At 57.7% G+C, this 19,050-nt stretch carries 18 protein-coding genes; 15 read left to right on the forward strand and 3 right to left on the reverse strand.

Annotated features, from left to right (window positions below; translation table 11 throughout):
- Nucleotides 1–2: 2 nt before the first annotated feature.
- The gene (gene yihA / locus ABWV89_RS16075) at nucleotides 3–737 is read right to left on the reverse strand and encodes a ribosome biogenesis GTP-binding protein YihA/YsxC (protein WP_353399009.1); all 735 of its coding nucleotides are present in this window, start codon (nucleotides 735–737) and stop codon (nucleotides 3–5) included.
- A 99-nt stretch (nucleotides 738–836) separates the two neighbouring features.
- On the opposite strand from yihA, the gene ABWV89_RS16080 reads away from it, so the two are divergent.
- The 5 genes from ABWV89_RS16080 (at nucleotide 837) to msrQ (ending at nucleotide 6,956) form a co-directional block, all read left to right on the forward strand.
- The gene (locus tag ABWV89_RS16080; RefSeq protein WP_353399012.1) at nucleotides 837–1,460 is read left to right on the forward strand and encodes a c-type cytochrome; all 624 of its coding nucleotides are present in this window, start codon (nucleotides 837–839) and stop codon (nucleotides 1,458–1,460) included.
- A gap of 186 nt (nucleotides 1,461–1,646) precedes the next feature.
- Nucleotides 1,647–3,794, forward strand: a complete 2,148-nt coding sequence (locus tag ABWV89_RS16085) for a cytochrome c biogenesis protein ResB (protein ID WP_353399015.1) — start codon at nucleotides 1,647–1,649, stop codon at nucleotides 3,792–3,794.
- On the forward strand, nucleotides 3,791–5,149 hold the full coding sequence (ccsB, locus tag ABWV89_RS16090) for a c-type cytochrome biogenesis protein CcsB (protein WP_353399018.1): 1,359 nt from the start codon (nucleotides 3,791–3,793) through the stop codon (nucleotides 5,147–5,149). The genes ABWV89_RS16085 and ccsB overlap by 4 nt, the downstream gene beginning before the upstream one ends.
- A 132-nt stretch (nucleotides 5,150–5,281) precedes the next feature.
- Entirely contained in the window at nucleotides 5,282–6,280 is a 999-nt protein-coding gene (gene msrP / locus ABWV89_RS16095) for a protein-methionine-sulfoxide reductase catalytic subunit MsrP (protein WP_353399021.1), read from the forward strand.
- 52 nt (nucleotides 6,281–6,332) lie between these two features.
- Entirely contained in the window at nucleotides 6,333–6,956 is a 624-nt protein-coding gene (gene msrQ / locus ABWV89_RS16100; RefSeq protein WP_502903242.1) for a protein-methionine-sulfoxide reductase heme-binding subunit MsrQ, read from the forward strand.
- 34 nt (nucleotides 6,957–6,990) lie between these two features.
- Here the strand turns inward: msrQ and lptM are convergent, their stop codons facing one another.
- Entirely contained in the window at nucleotides 6,991–7,206 is a 216-nt protein-coding gene (lptM, locus tag ABWV89_RS16105; RefSeq protein ID WP_353399027.1) for an LPS translocon maturation chaperone LptM, read from the reverse strand.
- 13 nt (nucleotides 7,207–7,219) lie between these two features.
- Here lptM and cyaY point away from each other — a divergent pair, with 13 nt between their 5' ends.
- On the forward strand, nucleotides 7,220–7,543 hold the full coding sequence (cyaY, locus tag ABWV89_RS16110) for an iron donor protein CyaY (RefSeq protein WP_353399030.1): 324 nt from the start codon (nucleotides 7,220–7,222) through the stop codon (nucleotides 7,541–7,543).
- A gap of 50 nt (nucleotides 7,544–7,593) precedes the next feature.
- Here cyaY and ABWV89_RS16115 read toward each other — a convergent pair whose 3' ends face one another.
- The gene (locus ABWV89_RS16115) at nucleotides 7,594–10,083 is read right to left on the reverse strand and encodes a penicillin-binding protein 1A (protein WP_353399033.1); all 2,490 of its coding nucleotides are present in this window, start codon (nucleotides 10,081–10,083) and stop codon (nucleotides 7,594–7,596) included.
- Between the two features lie 265 nt (nucleotides 10,084–10,348).
- Between ABWV89_RS16115 and ABWV89_RS16120 the strand changes: the two genes are divergently transcribed.
- From ABWV89_RS16120 to ABWV89_RS16160, 9 genes are all read left to right on the forward strand, one after another.
- Nucleotides 10,349–11,428, forward strand: coding sequence for a pilus assembly protein PilM (locus tag ABWV89_RS16120; protein ID WP_353399036.1), 1,080 nt, complete (start codon nucleotides 10,349–10,351; stop codon nucleotides 11,426–11,428).
- Nucleotides 11,425–12,045 carry a PilN domain-containing protein gene (locus ABWV89_RS16125; protein ID WP_353399039.1) on the forward strand — a complete coding sequence of 207 codons (621 nt, stop codon included), beginning with the start codon at nucleotides 11,425–11,427 and terminating at the stop codon, nucleotides 12,043–12,045. The genes ABWV89_RS16120 and ABWV89_RS16125 overlap by 4 nt, the downstream gene beginning before the upstream one ends.
- An 18-nt stretch (nucleotides 12,046–12,063) precedes the next feature.
- Nucleotides 12,064–12,753, forward strand: coding sequence for a type IV pilus inner membrane component PilO (locus tag ABWV89_RS16130; protein WP_353399041.1), 690 nt, complete (start codon nucleotides 12,064–12,066; stop codon nucleotides 12,751–12,753).
- Nucleotides 12,750–13,328, forward strand: a complete 579-nt coding sequence (locus ABWV89_RS16135; protein WP_353399043.1) for a pilus assembly protein PilP — start codon at nucleotides 12,750–12,752, stop codon at nucleotides 13,326–13,328. The genes ABWV89_RS16130 and ABWV89_RS16135 overlap by 4 nt, the downstream gene beginning before the upstream one ends.
- Nucleotides 13,329–13,342: 14 nt before the next feature.
- On the forward strand, nucleotides 13,343–15,532 hold the full coding sequence (locus ABWV89_RS16140; RefSeq protein ID WP_502903243.1) for a type IV pilus secretin PilQ: 2,190 nt from the start codon (nucleotides 13,343–13,345) through the stop codon (nucleotides 15,530–15,532).
- Between the two features lie 25 nt (nucleotides 15,533–15,557).
- Nucleotides 15,558–15,965, forward strand: coding sequence for a hypothetical protein (locus tag ABWV89_RS16145; RefSeq protein ID WP_353399046.1), 408 nt, complete (start codon nucleotides 15,558–15,560; stop codon nucleotides 15,963–15,965).
- Nucleotides 15,966–16,043: 78 nt separating this feature from the next.
- Entirely contained in the window at nucleotides 16,044–16,574 is a 531-nt protein-coding gene (locus ABWV89_RS16150; protein WP_353399049.1) for a shikimate kinase, read from the forward strand.
- A gap of 51 nt (nucleotides 16,575–16,625) precedes the next feature.
- Nucleotides 16,626–17,756: a 3-dehydroquinate synthase gene (gene aroB, locus ABWV89_RS16155; protein WP_353399052.1), complete on the forward strand. Its 1,131-nt coding sequence runs from the start codon at nucleotides 16,626–16,628 to the stop codon at nucleotides 17,754–17,756.
- A gap of 16 nt (nucleotides 17,757–17,772) precedes the next feature.
- A complete protein-coding gene (locus tag ABWV89_RS16160; RefSeq protein WP_353399055.1) occupies nucleotides 17,773–18,990 on the forward strand; it encodes a deoxyguanosinetriphosphate triphosphohydrolase in 1,218 nt (405 codons plus the stop codon).
- Nucleotides 18,991–19,050: the final 60 nt, after the last annotated feature.

The raw sequence follows: 19,050 nt of genomic DNA on the forward strand, positions 1-19,050 counted from the left end.
AGTCAGTCCAGCGCCGGAGGTTCGTCGGGCGCCTCAGGTGCCGACGATGGAGATGACGCCCCCTCAATGGTGTCAGGGTGTGCCCACTTCCACAGCAAAGACGCCACATCGTCCACACCGCTCTTTTTGAGGGAAGAGAACAGCATGGCCTGACCGCCCCCGGCATGCAGGCGGGCGATGGAGAGCGCTTTGGCCCCTTCTGCACGGTTGAGCTTGTCGGACTTTGTCAGCAGAACGAGGAACTGAACCCCTTCTTCCACACGTGGCCGGATCACCTCCAGCAGGCTTTCATCCAGTTCGGTCAAGCCGTGGCGTGGATCGCAAAGGATGACCACGCCCACCAGGTTCTTGCGGGTGACCAGATAGTTGGCCATGACACGCTGCCAGCGGCGCTTGGCTTCTTGCGGCACTGCCGCATAGCCATAGCCTGGCAAATCGGCCAGCACAGCGTCCGTCTGCCCTTGTTTTCCCAGCGAAAACAGGTTGATGCTCTGCGTCCGTCCCGGGGTTTTGGAGGCAAAAGCCAGGCGTTTTTGCTGGGTCAGCGTGTTGATGCAGGTGGACTTGCCGGCATTGGATCGGCCGACAAAGGCGATTTCCGGTACTTCCAGGTCCGGCAGGTGCTGCAGTTGGGGGGCCTCCGTGAGAAAGCGGGCCGTGTGCAGCCATGAGTTGGCCTGCCGCGCCAGTGCGGAGCGGTCAGCAGAAGAGGATTGGGTAGATGTTTGGTGCGGCATTGGGGCTTTCCCGGTCGCTCATTGTAAAATCATGCGGTTTTGACCCCGATCACTCCATTATCCCCACAGCGCGGTCCAAAGCTGCGCCAGTTTGCCGACATGAAATTCATTGCGTCTTCCCTTTGCGCCGCTGCGTTCGCAGCCCTGTCGTTCAGCGCCCAGGCCGAATCTGCCCCTCAGGAGGCCAAGGTGGATCTGGCCAATGGTCAGGCCAAGTACGGTGCTTGTGTGGCCTGCCATGCAGCTGACGGCAACTCAACGATCCCGGCAAACCCCAAGCTGGCGCAGCAGCACCCTGAATACCTGGCCAAGCAGCTCAAGGAATTCGCGTCGGGGAAGCGTGACAATGCCATCATGAAGGGCATGGTGGCCACCTTGAACGAACAGGACATGAAGGACGTGGCGGCTTTTCTGGCCATGCAACCCGGCAAAGCCGGCTATGCCAAGAACAAGGACACGCTGGCTCTGGGCGAGCGCATCTACCGCGGTGGCATTCCCGATCGCGAGATTGCAGCTTGTGCAGGCTGTCACAGCCCCAATGGTGCCGGCATCCCTGCCCAGTACCCGCGCCTGTCCGGTCAGCACGCAGAGTACACCGAAGCCCAGCTCAATGCGTTCCGTAGCGGCGCTCGCGCCAACAGTGCCCAGATGACGGGTGTCGCTGCCAAGATGAACGACAAGGAAATCAAGGCGGTCTCCGACTACATTGCTGGCCTGCGCTGATCAGCCTGACCAGTCGGCTCCGGGGAGGGTATCCCCGGGACCACCCTTCCATAAGCAAGGGTTAATATTTGTCGGCACAATTCTGGTCTCCTGTGACCAGCGTTGAACCGTCGGCTTGATTCCGAATCAGATCAGGGCGAGTTCTGGTGTTCCAGGGCCGCCCTTTTTGCTTTTGACTCCTTCACTATGAGCGCTTCCACCCAAGGCATCCAGGTACGAAACAGCTCGGGCCTGGCGAAGGACCTGACAGAATTGCTGTCTTCGATGCGGTTTGCCATTGCCTTGTTGACCGTGATCTGCATCGCGTCGGTCATCGGCACGGTGGTCCAGCAGCATCAGCCGGCCAACAACTATGTGAATCAGTTTGGCCCGTTCTGGGCTGATGTGTTTGAGACCGCAGGCCTGTACACGGTCTACAGCGTGTGGTGGTTCCTGGTGATTCTGGCCTTTCTGGTCACCAGCACCAGTCTGTGCATTGCGCGCAACACACCCAAGATCCTGACGGACTTCAAGGCGTTCAAGGAAGATATCCGTGAAAAGAGCCTTCAGGCTTTTGGTCACAAGGCGCAAGCCGAACAACAGGACTTGCCTGAGGCCGCCGCCCACCGCATGGGCCAGGCACTGCTCGACAAGGGTTGGCGGGTCAAATTGCAGACGCGCGCGCTCGATGATGGTCAGACCGGCTGGATGCTTGCCGCCAAGACCGGTGCGGCCAACAAGGTGGGCTACCTGGCCGCGCATGGGGCGATTGTGCTGATCTGCCTTGGCGGCTTGCTCGATGGTGACCTGATCGTGCGCGCCCAGACCTGGTTCAATGGCAAGGAAGTCTTTACGGGAAGTGGCCTGATTGCAGACGTTCCCGAGGCGAGCCGGCTGACACCATCCAATCCCACTTTCCGGGGCAACTTGAAGGTCAGCGAAGGCACCAGTTCCAGTGCCGCTATTTTGGCTCAGCCGGATGGGGTGTTGATTCAGGACCTGCCCTTCACCATCGAACTCAAGAAGTTCATCGTCGACTATTACTCCACTGGCATGCCCAAGCTCTTCGCCAGTGACATCGTCATTCATGATCACGAAACAGGCGAGAAAAAGGAAGCGCGAGTCGAGGTGAACCACCCGGCCAGCCACCGAGGTATCAATATTTACCAGTCGAGCTTTGAAGACGGTGGATCAAAGGTGACGATGAAGGCCTTTCCCATGAACGGGCCCACCAGACCATTTGAGGTCACCGGTAATATCGGCGGCTCAACCTCACTGAGCCGTGGAGACGACAAGCTGACGCTTGAGTTCACAGGCCTGCGTGTGATCAACGTCGAGAACATGGCGAACACCGGCGGCGCAGGTGGCAGCACGGATGTGCGCGCAGTGGACCTCCGGCAGGAGCTCGAGAGTCGGCTGGGGGCAGGCCACAAGTCCAGTCAAGGCAAGACGCTGCGCAATGTGGGTCCGAGTATCGAATACAAATTGCGCGATCCGGCAGGGCAGGCCATCGAGTATCACAACTACATGCTTCCCGTGCAGATCGATGGCGATGCACTGTTTCTGCTTGGCATGAGAGAAGCACCGTCAGAACCATTTCGCTACTTGCGGGTGCCGGCCGATGAGAAAGGCGAGATGGATGGTTTCGTTCGCTTGAGGGCAGCACTTGCCGACCCCTCCATGCGTGAGGAAGCGGTAAAACGCTATGCCGTCGGCGCGGTCGAACAAGGGCGCGATGACCTTGTCAAAGCGTTGAGCGATTCCGCCTTGCGAGCGTTGAATCTGTTCGCCGGGTCAGAGGAGGCGCCGGTTCCGAAGTCTGCTGCACCAGGCACGCCACCCCCTCCCGGTGGGCTGGTGGCGGTCTCTTCTTTCCTGGAAACCAATGTGCCAGCGGGCGATCTTGAGAATGCCAGCTCGGTGCTGGTGAGGATCCTGCAGGGCACCCTGTTTGAACTGTATCAACTCTCACGGGCCGATGCAGGCTTGGCACCTGCACAGGAAGATGCGGCCACACAGCGCTTCATGAGCCTGGCAGTCGTGGCTTTGAGCGACGCTTTCTTCTACCCCGCACCCATGACGTTCCAACTCAGCGAGTTTGAACAAGTCCAGGCCAGCGTGTTCCAGGTGGCGCGTGCGCCCGGCCAGAACATTGTCTACCTCGGCTGTGTCCTGCTCATCATTGGCGTGTTCGCCATGCTGTATGTCAGGGAACGAAGAATCTGGATATGGGTCATACCCCACGGAGACAAGAACTCGCATGCCACCATGGCCTTGTCGGCAAACCGCAAGACCATCGACGGCGATCGCGAGTTTTCACAACTGAAGAACGAACTGTTGAGGATGACCTCATGAACACCGCCACGCAAACGATCGAACTCAAGCGAGAGCGAACTGCAGGCTCGGGCGCTACCGGCTGGCTGGCCTCCCGCAATGTGTGGGACTGGCTGTTCGCTGCCATTTGCGTCGCCGGCGCCGCATGGGCGTTTGCACAGTACGCCAATGCAATGGATATCTACGAGAAGTGGATTCTTGTCGGCACCGTGCCCTCGGTGATCTGGCTGGGCTGGTTCTGGCGCCCATTGCAGCGGCTGGCCGTGGTGGTCGGTGTGCTGGCCCTGCTCGCCATATGGCTCTATCAGACGCCCGAAGGCGCCAACCTGGCGCGTGGTGACGAAGCATTCTTGCTCAAGTATTTTCTATCCAGCCAGTCGGCCATTCTGTGGATGAGCATGTTGATGTTCATGGCGACGGCGTTCTACTGGCTCGGCATGTTCTCTCGGGGCGGGGATACGTTTGAGCTGCTCGGCTCACGCCTGACTTGGGTCGCCGTTGGTCTCGCATTGATCGGGACCATGGTCCGCTGGTACGAAAGCCACCAGATCGGGCCGGACATTGGCCACATTCCTGTGAGCAACCTCTACGAAGTGTTCATCCTGTTCTGCTGGTTGACAGCGCTTTTCTACCTGTACTTCGAAGACCAGTACCAAACCCGACGCATGGGCGCGTTCGTGATGCTGGTGGTCAGTGCGGCTGTCGGCTTTCTCCTCTGGTACACAGTGGTCAGAGATGCGCATCAGATCCAGCCACTCGTACCGGCGCTCAAGAGCTGGTGGATGAAGCTGCATGTGCCAGCGAACTTCATCGGATATGGCACGTTTGCATTGTCTGCGATGCTTGCATTTGCGTATCTGGTCAAGCAAAGCGCAGCCGAGACGCGCTGGTACAAGCTGGCGCCACTCTGGATACTTGGCGTGGTGCTGTGCTTTGAGCCCATCGTTTTCCGTCAAGGAGCGACCGACAAGGGCGGCAGCTACTGGTTCATTTACTTTGGTGTGTCAGCGCTGATCACGGGAGGCATTCTGGCTGCCCGCAAGCGCCTGGGTGAGCGCTTGCCTTCGCTGGAAGTCCTGGACGACGTGATGTACAAGGCCATTGCAGTCGGCTTTGCTTTCTTCACGATCGCCACCGTTCTGGGTGCCTTCTGGGCTGCGGAAGCCTGGGGAGGCTATTGGTCCTGGGATCCCAAAGAAACCTGGGCGCTCATCGTCTGGCTCAACTACGCTGCCTGGCTGCACATGCGCCTGATGAAAGGGCTGCGTGGCACAGTCGCTGCGTGGTGGGCGTTGGTGGGGCTGGCTGTGACGACCTTTGCCTTCCTGGGAGTCAACATGTTCCTCAGTGGCCTCCACAGCTACGGCGAGCTTTGATCCTTTGACTGGCTGAGCGCCGACCACCGCTCAGCCACCAATAAACCATGGCTGCCACCCAAGTCGGCTGTCTCACTGTAAGATTTTTTCTGCCTGGACGACCAAGCAGTAAGTCACATCAGGAGCAGTCCCATGATCTTGCGCAGTGCCCAATCGGGCTTCAACCATTCCATCGCCAGCGACATCACGCCCAAGGCCGAATACCTCAACAGGCGTGACGTGATGCATCGGCTTGCTCTGGGCGCAGGCGGATTGGCTTTGGCCTCCTGGGCGGCCAGAGATGCGATGGCTGCCGTCAAAGGCCCCGGGCAGCTCCCAACTTTGCCTGGTGTGGCCTCCAAGGTGCCGGGCGCGATGGCATCAGACGACTTGACCGAGTACAAGGACGTCACTACCTACAACAACTTCTACGAATTCGGCACCAGCAAATCCGATCCGGCGCAAAATGCAGGCCGGTTTCAGCCTCGGCCTTGGGCCGTGACGGTATCCGGCCTGGTCAACAAGCCGGGCATTTGGGATCTGGAAGACCTCCTTAAACTCTCTCCCATGGAAGAGCGCATCTACCGTCTGCGCTGTGTTGAGGGATGGTCAATGGTCATTCCCTGGGTAGGCTACTCACTGTCAGCACTGCTGAGCAAAGTGGAACCACAGGGGGGAGCAAAGTACGTTCAGTTCATCACCAAGGTCGATCGCGACACCATGCCCGGCATTCGTTCCAACGTGCTGCGCTGGCCGTACAAGGAGGGATTGCGCCTCGATGAGGCCATGCACCCGCTGACTTTGCTTGCGTTTGGCCTGTATGGTGAAGTCCTGCCCAATCAGAGCGGTGCACCGTTGAGGCTGGTCGTGCCGTGGAAGTATGGTTTCAAGAGCGGCAAGTCTCTGGTCGGCATCCGTCTGACAGACAAGCAGCCTGCGACGTCATGGAACGATGCTGCTCCACAGGAATACGGGTTCTACTCCAATGTCAACCCTGAGGTGGCGCACCCCCGCTGGAGCCAGGCCACCGAACGCCGGATCGGTGACGAGGGAGGGCTCTTCGCTCGTCGCCGCAAGACGGAAATGTTCAACGGGTATTCGGATCAGGTTGAGCATCTCTACGCGGGGATGGATTTGCGCAAACAGTTCTGAGGTTGGGGAGCAAGTGACGACGCATCTGGTCGGCAAGCATCGGGGCGGCAGCATGCGCTGGGCAGATGCAGTCTGGAGGCACTGGTCAGCGAAGCCGCTCGTGTGTCTACTTTGGCTACTGCCAATGGCCTATCTTTGCTGGGCGGCTGTCGCGGATCAACTTGGCGCGAACCCTGCCGAAGCCCTGATCCGGTCGCTGGGCGACTGGACCATGCGCGCATTGGTCGCGGTGATGTGCGTCACGCCGTTGCGAGAGCTGCTGGGTTGGCCATCCCTGGCACGCATCAGGCGGATGCTCGGGCTGTTCGTCTTTTTCTATGCCACCCTGCACCTGACCGCGTATGCATGGTTTGACATGGGCTTTCTGTGGATCGATGTGCTCGCAGACATCGCCAAGCGACCGTTCATTCTTGTGGGTGTTCTGTCCTGGCTGGCTTTGTTGGCCATGGCAGCGACGTCTTTCAATAGAGCGATTCGCTGGCTGGGCGCGCAGCGATGGAAATCAGTGCACCGAAGTGTTCATGCAGTGGTGGTCCTGTCCATCCTGCATTTCTTCTGGATGCGGGCGGGCAAGAACCTGTTCGGGGAGGTGGCTGTCTATGCCTCCATCTTCCTGGCACTGGAGTCCTGGCGTCTGTGGCAATGGCGCAGACGCAGGCAGCTGACCGCCTCCTGATGCTGTCGCTTGACAGCACCTGCCGGAAGATGGCTCAGCGCTGCTTGATGGGTTCCTCGTCGTCCTTGAGCGTCTCGCCTTCGGAGGCCTCGGTGTTTTCTGTCGATGCGGCCGGGGTGTCGGGCGCAGGCAGGTACAGCGGACCTTTCTGACCGCAGGCGGTCAGAAACAACCCGGTCAAGACCAGGGCAACCAGTTGGGAGAGCGCACGGCCCGATGCAGAGGAGCCTAGAATCCGGTTTGTATTCATGGGTGCTATTGTAATGACTGACAGCGAATATCTGGACCAAGCCGAAGCCCTTTTGCGTTCCATCGAGGCCGCTTGCGACAGAATCAATGATGACACCGATGCTGATCTGGACAACCAGCGGGTTGGCGGGATGATCACCATCACGTTTGCCAACCGAAGCCAGATCATCATCAACCTGCAGAAGCCGTTGCAAGAGGTCTGGATGGCCGCCAAGGCTGGCGGGTTTCACTATCGGTTCGATGGGCAGCAGTGGCTGGACACCAAAGGGCAGGGGGAATTTCTCTCCAACCTCAGCGACTTTGCCAGCGAGCAGTCCGGTCAGACCCTCAGGTTCTGACTACCCCCCCCCGGCCAGCCTTTCGGCCGCGGGTGAGCGCATCTCTTGTCTCAGTTGCGGAAGATATCCAGAATACTGCGTCTCTCGCGTTGCTGTTGCTGTTGCTGTGGAGATGGCACAGGGGGCGTTGCAGTGCCGGCCGGCGAGGTCGCTGAGAACGGGTCAAGTTCTCCGCCATAGAACATGTCCTGACCCAGGTCCTCCTCGGGCATGCCAGGCCATGGGTCGTCCAGTCCGAGACCATACACGCCGAAGCCAGGGCCAAATTCTTCGTAATACCATTCACCGCCGACTTGCATGACGCCTCGAGGGGCAGAGTAGCTCTCGACGGGTTTGTCCTTGAGTGCAACCCGCATGTAGTCCACCCAGATCGGCAGGCTCAAGCCGCCGCCGGTCTCCCTGCGGCCCAGCTTCTTGGGAATGTCGTAGCCAACCCAGGCAGCGGCCACAACAGAGGGTTGATAGCCCACAAACCAGGCATCGCGGGCGTCATTGGTGGTGCCCGTCTTGCCATAGACATCGGGTCTTTGCAGCAAGCCTCTGGCTTTGGCGGCTGTGCCGCTGCGGGTCACTTCCTGCAACAGACTGTTCATGATGAACGCATTGCGTGCCGGTATGGCGCGCTGTTGCTCATTGAGAGACAACTCCGGCGCTTCATAGATGACGCGGCCATGTTGCTCGGCGACCCGCTTGATGAGTCGAGGCGCGACCCGATAGCCACCGTTGGCAAATACGGCGTAGGAGGTGGCCATTTCCATCGGCGTCGCAGAGCCTGCACCCAGCGCCATCGTCAGGTAGGGAGGGTGGCGTTTGGCCTCGAAGCCAAAGCGCGTCACCCACCGCTGGGCACTTTGCGTGCCCACCAGTTGCAGCGTACGGATGGACGTCATGTTCTTGGATTTGGCCAATGCGCGGCGCACAGACATCGGTCCGTCGAACTGCCCGTCATAGTTCTTGGGCTCCCACGGCTTGCCGCCCGTTTCCTGTGCCGTATAGAACAGCGGCGCATCGTTGACGATCGTCGCGGGCGACAAGCCCTTTTCGAGCGCAGCGGAGTAGATGAACGGCTTGAAACTGGAGCCAGGCTGACGCCATGCCTGCGTCACATGATTGAACTTGTTCTTGTTGAAATCAAAGCCGCCAACCATGGCCCGAACGTCTCCGCTTCGGGTATCCAGTGCGATCAATGCCGCCTCGACTTCGGGCAGCTGCGTGATGTACCAGCCGTTCTTGGGGCCGCGATCCACAATGCGAACCAGGGCACCAGGACGAATGCGCTTCTGATCATTGGCGTTGCTCTTCAGGCCGGACCGAACTGGCTCCAGTCCGCGTCCCTTGATCGACAAGGGCTCGCCATCCTGTCTCACCACCACCACTTCGCGGGGGGACGCTTCTACGACCACTGCAGCCAGGAAGTTGCCATTGTCCCGGTGCTCTTCCAGTGCATCGTCGACAGCCTCCTGTCGTGCCTCACCAGCGGCAGGCAGCTCGATAAAGGCTTCAGGTCCGCGGTAGACCTGTCTCAGTTCGAACTCGAGAATGCCCTCCCGCACGGCCTGATAAGCCGCCTCCTGCTCATCCATGTCTAGAGTGGTGGTGACGACCAGCCCGCGCGTGTAGGCGTTGTCTCCATATTGAGCAACGATGGCCTGGCGAGCGAGCTCTGCCACGTATTCTGCGTGACTCTCTTCTTTTCGGACCTTTTCGCCTCGATTGAGTTTCAGCTTCTCTTCGCGGGCCTCTTCAGCCTGAGCGTCCGAAATGTAGCCATTGGCCACCATGCGATCGATGATGTGCAGCTGTCGCTGGCGGGCGCGTTGAGGATTGGTGAACGGGTTGTAGGCTGACGGGGCCTTTGGGAGGCCAGCCAGCATGGCCGCCTCAGCCACCGTGACTTGTTTGAGGGGTTTGCCAAAGTAGGTCTGTGCGGCCGCTTCAAAACCGTACGCACGGTGACCCAGAAAAATCTGGTTCATGTAGATCTCGAGGATTTGCTCTTTGGTGAGCATGTGCTCGAGCTTGAAGGTCAGCAGAACCTCGTAGATCTTGCGTGTGTAGGTCTTTTCTGCGGAAAGGTAAACGTTGCGGGCAACCTGCATCGTGATGGTCGATGCGCCTTGGCGCTTGGCCTGCCCCAGATTGGACAGGGCGGCACGGACGATGCCCTTGTAGTCCACGCCGCTGTGTTCAAAGAAGCGAGCGTCTTCGATGGCCAGCACGGCATCAACCATAACCTCTGGAATTTCCTTTATTCTCAACAGGTTACGTCGTTCTTCTCCAAACTCTCCGATCTGTGTTCCGTCTGCCGCCAGCACACGCAACGGCAGCTTGGGCCGATAGTCGGCCAAGTCCGTGACGTCTGGCAGGTTGGGATAGGCCACGGCCATGCCGGTAGCCACCACCATCATTCCGGACAGGACGGCAGCAGCACCGAGGCCGACGAGCCAGGCAAAGGCGCGCACGATCCAGCCCATGGACGAGCCTGAACGGCCCTTGGGGGCATGTTTGGGAGCTTTTGCGCTAGGCGCTTGATCGGTCATCGGCCTGAAACAAGGTCAAAGGGGCCCATTATAGGAAGTCAACCGTTGCCCAATGTCACGTTGATCAAGGCGTTGCACGGACATGCTCTGATCCTCGCAGCAAGCGTTGCCTCGTGGGAATCGTCAGCACATGCGTATGCTTTTGACAACGTTTCCGATTGCGTCAAAGACAAAAATTCTTTGCTGCACAAAGGGCTTGCTGCTAGCATTCAAGTGAAATCTTAAGTATGGCGCGTTGTCGCGCTTTCAATTATTGGGGGCCGCCTTGAGTTCACTGGGGTCAATATTTAGCCGGGGTCCGGCGCCGATGCTCGGCATCGATGTCAGTTCTTCCAGCGTCAAGCTGGTTGAGCTGGGGCAAACCCGTTCGGGCGATTTGGTGCTGGAACGCTGTGCCATCGAGCCCCTGGAGCGAGGGTGGATCAATGACGGCAACATCGAGAAATTCGATGAGGTTGTCGAGGCCGTTCGCCGGGTGGTTCGCAAGAGCGGAAGCAAGACCAAGAACGTGGCCATGGCATTGCCTGCCTCGGCGGTGATCACCAAGAAGATCATCCTTCCTGGTGGCCTCTCCGATCAGGAACTCGAGCTGCAGGTCGAATCCGAAGCCAATCAGTACATTCCCTTTTCTCTGGACGAAGTTAGTCTTGACTTCTGTGTGGTGGGCCCTAGCGCCAACTCCATGGGCGATGTGGAAGTCCTGATTGCAGCCTCCCGCAAGGAGAAAGTCTCCGACCGCCAGGGCCTGGCCGAAGCCGCAGGCCTCAAGCCCGTGGTGATGGATGTGGAGTCGTATGCATCACGCATGGCCGCGGGGCGTGTCATTGAGACTCTGCCCAACCAGGGCATGGACTCTCTGGTGGCGCTGTTCGAGGTCGGTGCTCTGACCACCAGCATGCAGGTGATCCGCAACGAAGATGTGCTTTACGAGCGCGATCAGGCATTTGGCGGCGCGCAGCTGACCCAGCTGATTGTTCGCCAGTACGGCTTTTCGCCTGATGAGGCGGAGTCGAAGAAGCGGTCGGGCGATCTGCCGGAAGACTACAAGACCGCGGTTCTCGAGCCTTTCATTGAAAGCATGGCGCAGGAAGTCGCCCGTGCGCTGCAGTTCTTCTTCACCAGTACACCGCACAACAAGGTTGACCATATCTTGATGGCGGGAGGCAGTGCGTCTCTCCCCGGTTTGACCGAGGCAGTCACGCATCAGACGTCGTTTGCGTGCCAGGTGATCAATCCGTTCGATGCCATGGACATGGCATCGACAGTTCACGCCCGCAAGATTTCCCGTGAAGCGCCGTCATACCTGACGGCAACGGGGCTGGCGATGCGGAGGTTCTACGAATGATATTGATTAACCTGCTTCCGCACCGCGAAGCTGCACGCAAGCGCCGCAAGGAAGAGTTTTATGTCCACTTGTTCCTAGCCGCAGTGGCGGGGGCATTGGTGGTCGGAGCCGCCTACCTCTGGTACCAGGCCCGGATTGGCCACCAGGAAGACAGAAACCTCCAGTTGACCCAGGCGATCGCCAAGCTGGATCTGGAGATCAAGGACATCGCAACACTCGAAGCCGAGATCGAGTCTCTCCGTGCCCGTAAACAGGCGGTGGAAGATCTTCAGGGAGACCGCAACCTTCCTGTCTACATGATGGAAGAGTTGGTCACACAGCTGCCAGACGGTGTCTATCTGGTCAAAATTGAGCAAACGGCTCAAGCTGTCACGATTCAAGGATATGCGCAATCACAAGAGCGGGTTTCCGAGTTGCTTCGGAACATTTCGACCAACAGCCAATGGATGGGCAAAAACCCGCAGTTGATTGAGATCGTGGCATCAGACGTAGATGTTGATGGCGGAGCAAAGCGTCGCGTTTCGAAGTTCACTCTGAAAGTTGATCTCGTAAGGCCTTCGTCTGTGAATGCTGATAGCCCCGAGGGGACACCTCAGGCGGCTGGCGGCAAAGGATGAGGCGAAGGAGTGTGAGAAATGGCTAAAGCAATTCAAAATCCGGTCATGGCAGATGAGCCGACCTTCGAAGAGAAGCTCAGGCGCCAGTTTTCCGGTCTGGACCCAAATGATCCGTCGATGTGGCCGGTGGCGCCACGAGTGCTGCTCTTTTTGGTGACTGCGATTGCCATCGCAGTTGCGGGATGGTATTTCCTGATTCAGCCTGAAGACGAAGCGCTTGTTGCCGCCCAAGCCAAAGAGCAGCAATTGCGTCAGTCGTTTACCAAGAAGGTGACTCAGGCCGTCAATTTGGATGCGTTGAAGAAGCAGCTTGAGCAGGTGCAGCAGTACGTGACTCAGCTCGAGAAGCAACTTCCAGGTAGGGCGGAAATGGATGCGCTGCTTTCCGATATCAACCAGGCCGGCTTGGGGCGTAGTCTTCAGTTTGAGCTTTTCAAACCTGGCATTACTGTGCCTCGTGAGTACTACGCAGAGTTGCCCATCCAGATCAAAATGACTGGTGACTACCATGACATGGGGCTCTTTGCTGGAGATCTGGCAAATCTGCCTAGGATTGTGACGCTCAATGATGTCAAGATCGGGCCAGAGAACAACAAAGCTGGAGGCCGCATGACGCTGGAAGGTGTCGTGAAAACCTTCCGCTACTTGGATCCTGAAGAAGTTGCGGAACAACGCAAAATCGCCAAGGACAAGAAAGGGGGCAAATGATGCTGGACATTCAGCGATTTGACATTGCAGCCCCAAGGTTTGCCGGGGTGGTCCTTATGGCGCTACTGACTACGGTGCTGAGTGCATGTGGTGGATCAAGCGAGGAGGACTTGAGCGCATGGATGAAGAACGAACGAGCCCGGGTGCGACCTAGCATCAAGCCAATCCCCGCTCCAGTCAAGTTTGTACCTGAATCGTATGACGTTGCAGACGAGATGGACCCCTTTAGTGGCGAACGCCTTGCTGCAATCCTTCGTGGTGCTCAGGTAAATCCACTTCTGAACTCTGCGCTAGTGGAGCCCGAGCTGCAGCGACGCAAGGAACCGCTGGAATCGTTCCCACTGGACAACATGTCCATGGTGGGTAGCTTGGACAAAAAGGGACAAGCGGTTGCGTTGATCAACGTTAACGGACTGCTCTACCAGGTGCGCAAGGGCAACTACCTTGGTCAGAACTTCGGCAAAGTAATGGAAATTACGGAGACTGAGGTTGTCTTGCGAGAGATTGTGCAAGACGCGACCGGTGAATGGACAGAACGAACAGCATCCCTGCTGCTACAAGAGGAAGCGAACTAATGAAAACGTCAACTATGAATGCCAAGCTGAATCGCATTGGGCAGGGAATGCTCAAGGGCGGCATGTCTGTCGTATTGGCGATGACCGCTCTGGTCTCTCACGCGCAGAACGCTATTCAGTCGGTAACAGGAAGCGTACAAAGCGGAGTTGAAGTCATCCGGATCGAGACGGCTGAACCATTGTCTGCCGTTCCGACTGGGTTCACGATTCAGTCGCCTGCGCGCATTTCCCTGGATTTCCCTGGATTGGTCAATGCTGTCGGCTCAAACTCTGTCGACATCAATCAAGGCAACATGCGGTCTGCCAATGTTGTTCAGGCGGGGGAACGTACCAGAGTTGTGATCAACTTGAAGCAGCCCTCTCCCTACGAGGCAAAGATTGAGGGCAATGCTCTGCTGGTCGTGATGGATCGTGACGCAAGTGCGAAGTCAACAGAGGCCGCGCCTTCAGCAGCGCCTGTGAAGGCTGAGACATTTGCCAAAGACCTCAACAGTGATGTTGGTACATTGAAGGACATCGATTTCCGTCGCGGCGCCGATGCTGCAGGTCGGGTCGTGGTTGAGCTGCAAAACAATCAGGTTGGTGTCGACATCAAGCAGGTCGGCAAGGATCTGGTGGTTGAATTCCTGAAGACAGACCTTCCAGAAGGTCTGGCCCGAAAGCTGGATGTGACGGATTTCGGCACCCCGGTGCAGACCATCGCTACCAGCCAGGCAGGTGACCGTGTGCGCATGGTCGTGCGGCCGATCGGTCAGTGGGAGCATTCTGCATACCAAAGCGACACGCAGTTCGTGCTGGAAGTGCGCGAGCAGAAGATCGACCCGAACAAGCTGACCCAAGGTCCCGGTTACAACGGTGAAAAGCTCTCGCTGAACTTCCAGAACATCGAGATCCGTTCGCTGCTGCAGGTGATCGCAGACTTCACCAATTTCAACGTGGTGACCTCCGATTCCGTTGGCGGTTCTGTGACGCTGCGCCTCAAAGATGTACCTTGGGATCAAGCACTTGAGATCATTCTTGACGCCAAGGGCTTGGGCATGCGCAAGAACGGCAACGTGCTGTGGATTGCGCCGCGTGACGAGATTGCCGCGCGCGAGAAGCAGGATCTCGAAGATCGTAAGGCTTTGCAGACTCTGGAACCTCTGCGCACGCAATCGTTCCAGATGAACTATGCCAAGGCAGCGGATGTCGCCAAGCAGATTCTGGGCTCTGGCGCTGAGGGGACCGATGCTGCACGCATCCTCTCAGAGCGTGGAAGTGTCATAGCTGAACCCAGAACAAATCAGCTGTTTGTCACCGATGTTCCGTCAAAACTTGAGCAAGTTCAACAACTGATATCGAAAGTCGATATTCCAATTCGCCAAGTACTGATCGAGGCACGAATCGTAGAAGCAGATGACACCTTTGGTCGGTCTCTGGGCGTTCGCTTGGGTGGAGCAGACCTGAGGGGCGTTCGAGGGGGGCTATCGGGCTACGATCTCGGAGCGGGTGGCGACAGCCGTGCTTCGATTGCTGGTTCGTATGATGCAGCGAGCATTACCTCTATCGGGAGTTTTAACACGAACGATACAGTCAATACGCCGGACCCACTGACCACAGACAACACGTCCTTTGTTAATTTGCCTGCTGCAGGAGTTGCCGGTTTCGCCCCCGCCGCATTTGCAGTCTCGCTTTTCAGTCAGGCGGCCAACCGCTTCCTCAACCTGGAGATTTCTGCCCTTGAAGCTGACGGCCGTGGCCGGATTGTATCCAGCCCTCGTGTGGTGACTGCAGACCAGGTCAAGGCCCTGATTGAGCAAGGTACTGAGTTCCCTTACCAGACGGCAACGGCCAGTGGCGCCACTGCGATCGCTTTCCGCAAGGCCAACCTCAAGCTTGAGGTGACACCTTCGATCACGCCAGAAGGCAATGTCATTCTGGACGTTGATGTGAACAAGGACAGCCGCGGCGAAGAGACCGAAATGGGCATTGCCATCAATACCAAACACGTGCAAACCCAGGTTCTTGTCGAGAACGGCGGCACAGTTGTCATCGGAGGCATCTTCGAGCAGGAGGAAGCTTCGACGGTGACGAAGATTCCACTTTTGGGTGACATACCGGTAGTGGGGAACCTCTTTAAGAACCGTCGCAACACGTCAAACAAACGCGAGCTTTTGGTCTTCCTGACGCCTCGCGTCATCGCTGACCGTGGTGTCTCCCGTTGACCAGTTCATATAAGTGAGTAGAAGCATGAAAAAACCATTTGTGATTGCAGCTGCCGTTGCAGTCTCTACATTTCTCGCATCATGTGGCGGCGGTGGTGACGAGTCGGGTGACGGCGGAATTCGAGGTGAACTCAATCCCGTTCATCTGTCGGCCGACGAGCAGAAATACACGTTTCAGTTTTGCAATGTCTTGTACAACGTGAACACACGTGTCACCATCATTGGCGGTGAACCTCCATTCCGTGTCCACGTATCTGATCCGGATCGGGTCAAAATTGACATTGATTATTTCGATACGGGAAGAGACCCTATCTTTACCATTCTTCAAGTTGGTGGTTGCGACTCGAAGTACGTGATCACTGTTCTGGACAAGAATTCAGGAACCGCGACATTGGAGATCACTACCGAAAAAGCAGAGGATGAGGAAAGCTGAGCCTCAGTTTGAATCGCACCTGCAAGGGTATTTGCAAACATTGATTGCTTGGCGTCATGGACGCCAAGCTTTTTTATTTTGCTGATCAGTCTCGTTGGCCTTCCAGGCTCAGGAAAATCGACCGTCGGTCGTCAGTTGTCGCGCCGTCTTTCGCTGTCATTTGTCGATTCAGACCATGTCATTGAGCAGCACATCGGGTGTTCCATTCGCTCCTTTTTCGAGAAGGAAGGCGAAGAGCGGTTCCGGGACATTGAGGCAACTGTCATCGAAGAGCTGACACGACGTGCCGATACCGTCATCTCCACGGGCGGTGGAGCGGTTTTGCGCGAAGCCAATCGCCAATGTCTTCACGAGCGCAGTCAGGTCATTTACCTGAGGTCGACGCCAGAAGACATCTACCGGCGGCTGCGCCACGACCGTCAACGCCCGTTACTCCAGGTGGCTGACCCTTTGGCGCGCCTGCGCGACTTGTTCGAACAACGCGATCCGCTGTACAGGGATGTCTGCCATTACACGATTGAAACCGGTCGGCCATCTGTGGCAACGCTGGTCAACATGATCATCATGCAGCTCGAGATGGGTGGGCTGGCTCAGACGGGCACTGGCTGAGCGGCCCGGGATTCCTCACTTGTGAGTCCGAGACCGACTACACTTCAGGGCATGAGTGTGCCAACCGCGAAGCCCCTATCCCAGCCTGAAGTGATCCATATTGACTTGGGCGAGCGCAGCTACGACATTTTGATCGGCCCGGAAGTGGCTTTTAACGCCAGTGGCTATGTGGCTGCGCCAAAAAGCACGACAGCCGTGGTCGTTACCAACACCACCGTCGCACCGCTGTACCTGGACAGACTCCTGAAGACGCTCTCCATGAGGCACAAGACAGTGCACCATGTCGTGCTGCCAGATGGTGAAGCCTACAAGACCTGGGACTCGCTCAATCAGATCTTCACAGCACTGCTGGAGAAGGCGTGTGACAGAAAAACCGTTTTGTATGCGCTCGGCGGTGGTGTCGTGGGCGACATGACCGGGTTTGCCGCTGCCTGCTACATGCGTGGCGTGCCTTTTGTACAGGTGCCAACCACATTGCTGTCCCAAGTTGATTCGTCCGTGGGCGGAAAGACAGCCATCAATCACCCGGCCGGCAAGAACATGATCGGTGCGTTCTATCAACCAGAAGTGGTGCTGTGCGATACAGACGTATTGCGCACACTCCCCGAAAGGGAGCTGAGTGCTGGTCTGGCGGAGGTGATCAAGTATGGGCCGATTGCCGATATGGCCTTTCTGGAGTGGGTTGAACAGAACATGGCCGGCCTCAGGTCCATGGATCAGGCGCGACTCGTGCATGCCATCCGCCGAAGCTGTGAAATCAAGGCTGACGTGGTGTCAAAGGATGAACGCGAGGGAGGCCTGCGAGCCATCCTGAACTTCGGGCACACATTTGGCCATGCCATCGAGGCAGGCATGGGATACGGCAACTGGCTCCACGGGGAAGCTGTCGGATGCGGGATGGTCATGGGTGCCTTGCTGTCGCACAAGCTTGGCTTGGTTGACATGGCTTTCGTCGAACGCCTCAAGGCCGTTGTGAAGGCCGCTGGCTTGCCGGTGGTGGCGCCTGTCATCGATGAACGCCAGAACGTCGAACGATACCTTGCTCTGATGCAGAACGACAAGAAATCCGAGGCTGGCCAGATCAAGTTCGTGGTCGTTGACGGACAAGGTTCGGCCTTTGTGAAGTCCGCGCCCGGTACCATGGTCCGCGAAGTCATTGACGAAAGCTGCAGCGGCGGCTGAACAAGACGTCCTGCGCATGCTCCCCTTTGATTTGCCGCCCATTCACCACGCCGAGCTGGCGCCTTGGGCTGCGAATCCGGCTGCGTCGAGAGGACGTCGACATCACGAGCCTGAAGCGCCGACCCGAACGGCTTTTCAACGCGACCGCGACAGAATTGTCCATTCAACGGCATTCCGGCGTCTGGTCTACAAGACCCAGGTGTTCCTCAACCACGAAGGGGACCTGTTTCGTACAAGGTTGACCCATTCACTGGAGGTTGCACAGCTGGGGAGAAGCATTGCGCGATCCTTGCGGCTCAACGAAGATCTGGTAGAAGCCGTGGCGCTCTCTCATGACCTGGGGCACACGCCTTTCGGGCATGCAGGTCAGGACGCGCTGAACGCCTGTGTCAAGAAAGTCCAGGCCGATGCTGGCCTGCCATGGGACGAACTGATGGGGTTCGAGCACAACATCCAGAGCCTGCGAGTGGTCGACAGGCTTGAAGAACGATACCCATCGTTTGACGGCCTGAACCTGACCTTCGAGACACGGGAGGGCATTCTCAAGCACTGCTCGAAGGCCAATGCAAAGCGCCTGCGGGAAAATGACCCCTCTGGTATTGCGGACCGGTTCCTGTCAGGTGGATCTCCTAGCCTGGAGGCACAACTCTGCAACCTGGCGGACGAAATTGCCTACAACGCCCATGACATCGACGATGGGGTACGCAGCGGACTGCTTGAGCTGGACCAACTGCTCCGTGTGCCGTTGTTTGCACGCTTTCACCGACAAGCACTCAAAGACCATCCGGGCCTGGATGGGCGAAGGCTTCTCTTCGAGTCCATCAGGCTGATGCTCAGCGAACAGGTTTACGATGTCATTTCGGCGTCGTGGAGGCAAATCGGTATGGCTGGAGTGCAAGGTGTGGACGATGTTCGCAAGAGCGAACCCCTGATCGCCTTCTCTGCCCAGATGCGCAGCGACTCACGTCACCTCAAATCCTTTCTGCTGCGTCACCTCTATCGGCACCCTCGAGTGATGGACACGACGGGAAGAGCCAAGCAAGTGATCCGGGATCTCTTTCAGGCCTATATGTCCCGGCCGTCTGAAATGCCAGAAGCCCACGCGCAATCCGAAAACACGATGCGTGCGGTCGCGGACTACATTGCAGGCATGACGGACAGGTTTGCCATCCGCGAGCATGATCGCCTGTTCGGTGTCGGACTGTTCGAAGAGAAAAAGACTTCAGTGAACTGAGCGACAGAATGGCGCGTCTGACCAGATTGACTCTGACTGGGCATGTACACCATGTCATTC

Origin of the sequence: Hydrogenophaga sp. 5NK40-0174 (assembly GCF_040372165.1) — a bacterium.
GTDB lineage: Bacteria > Pseudomonadota > Gammaproteobacteria > Burkholderiales > Burkholderiaceae_C > Hydrogenophaga.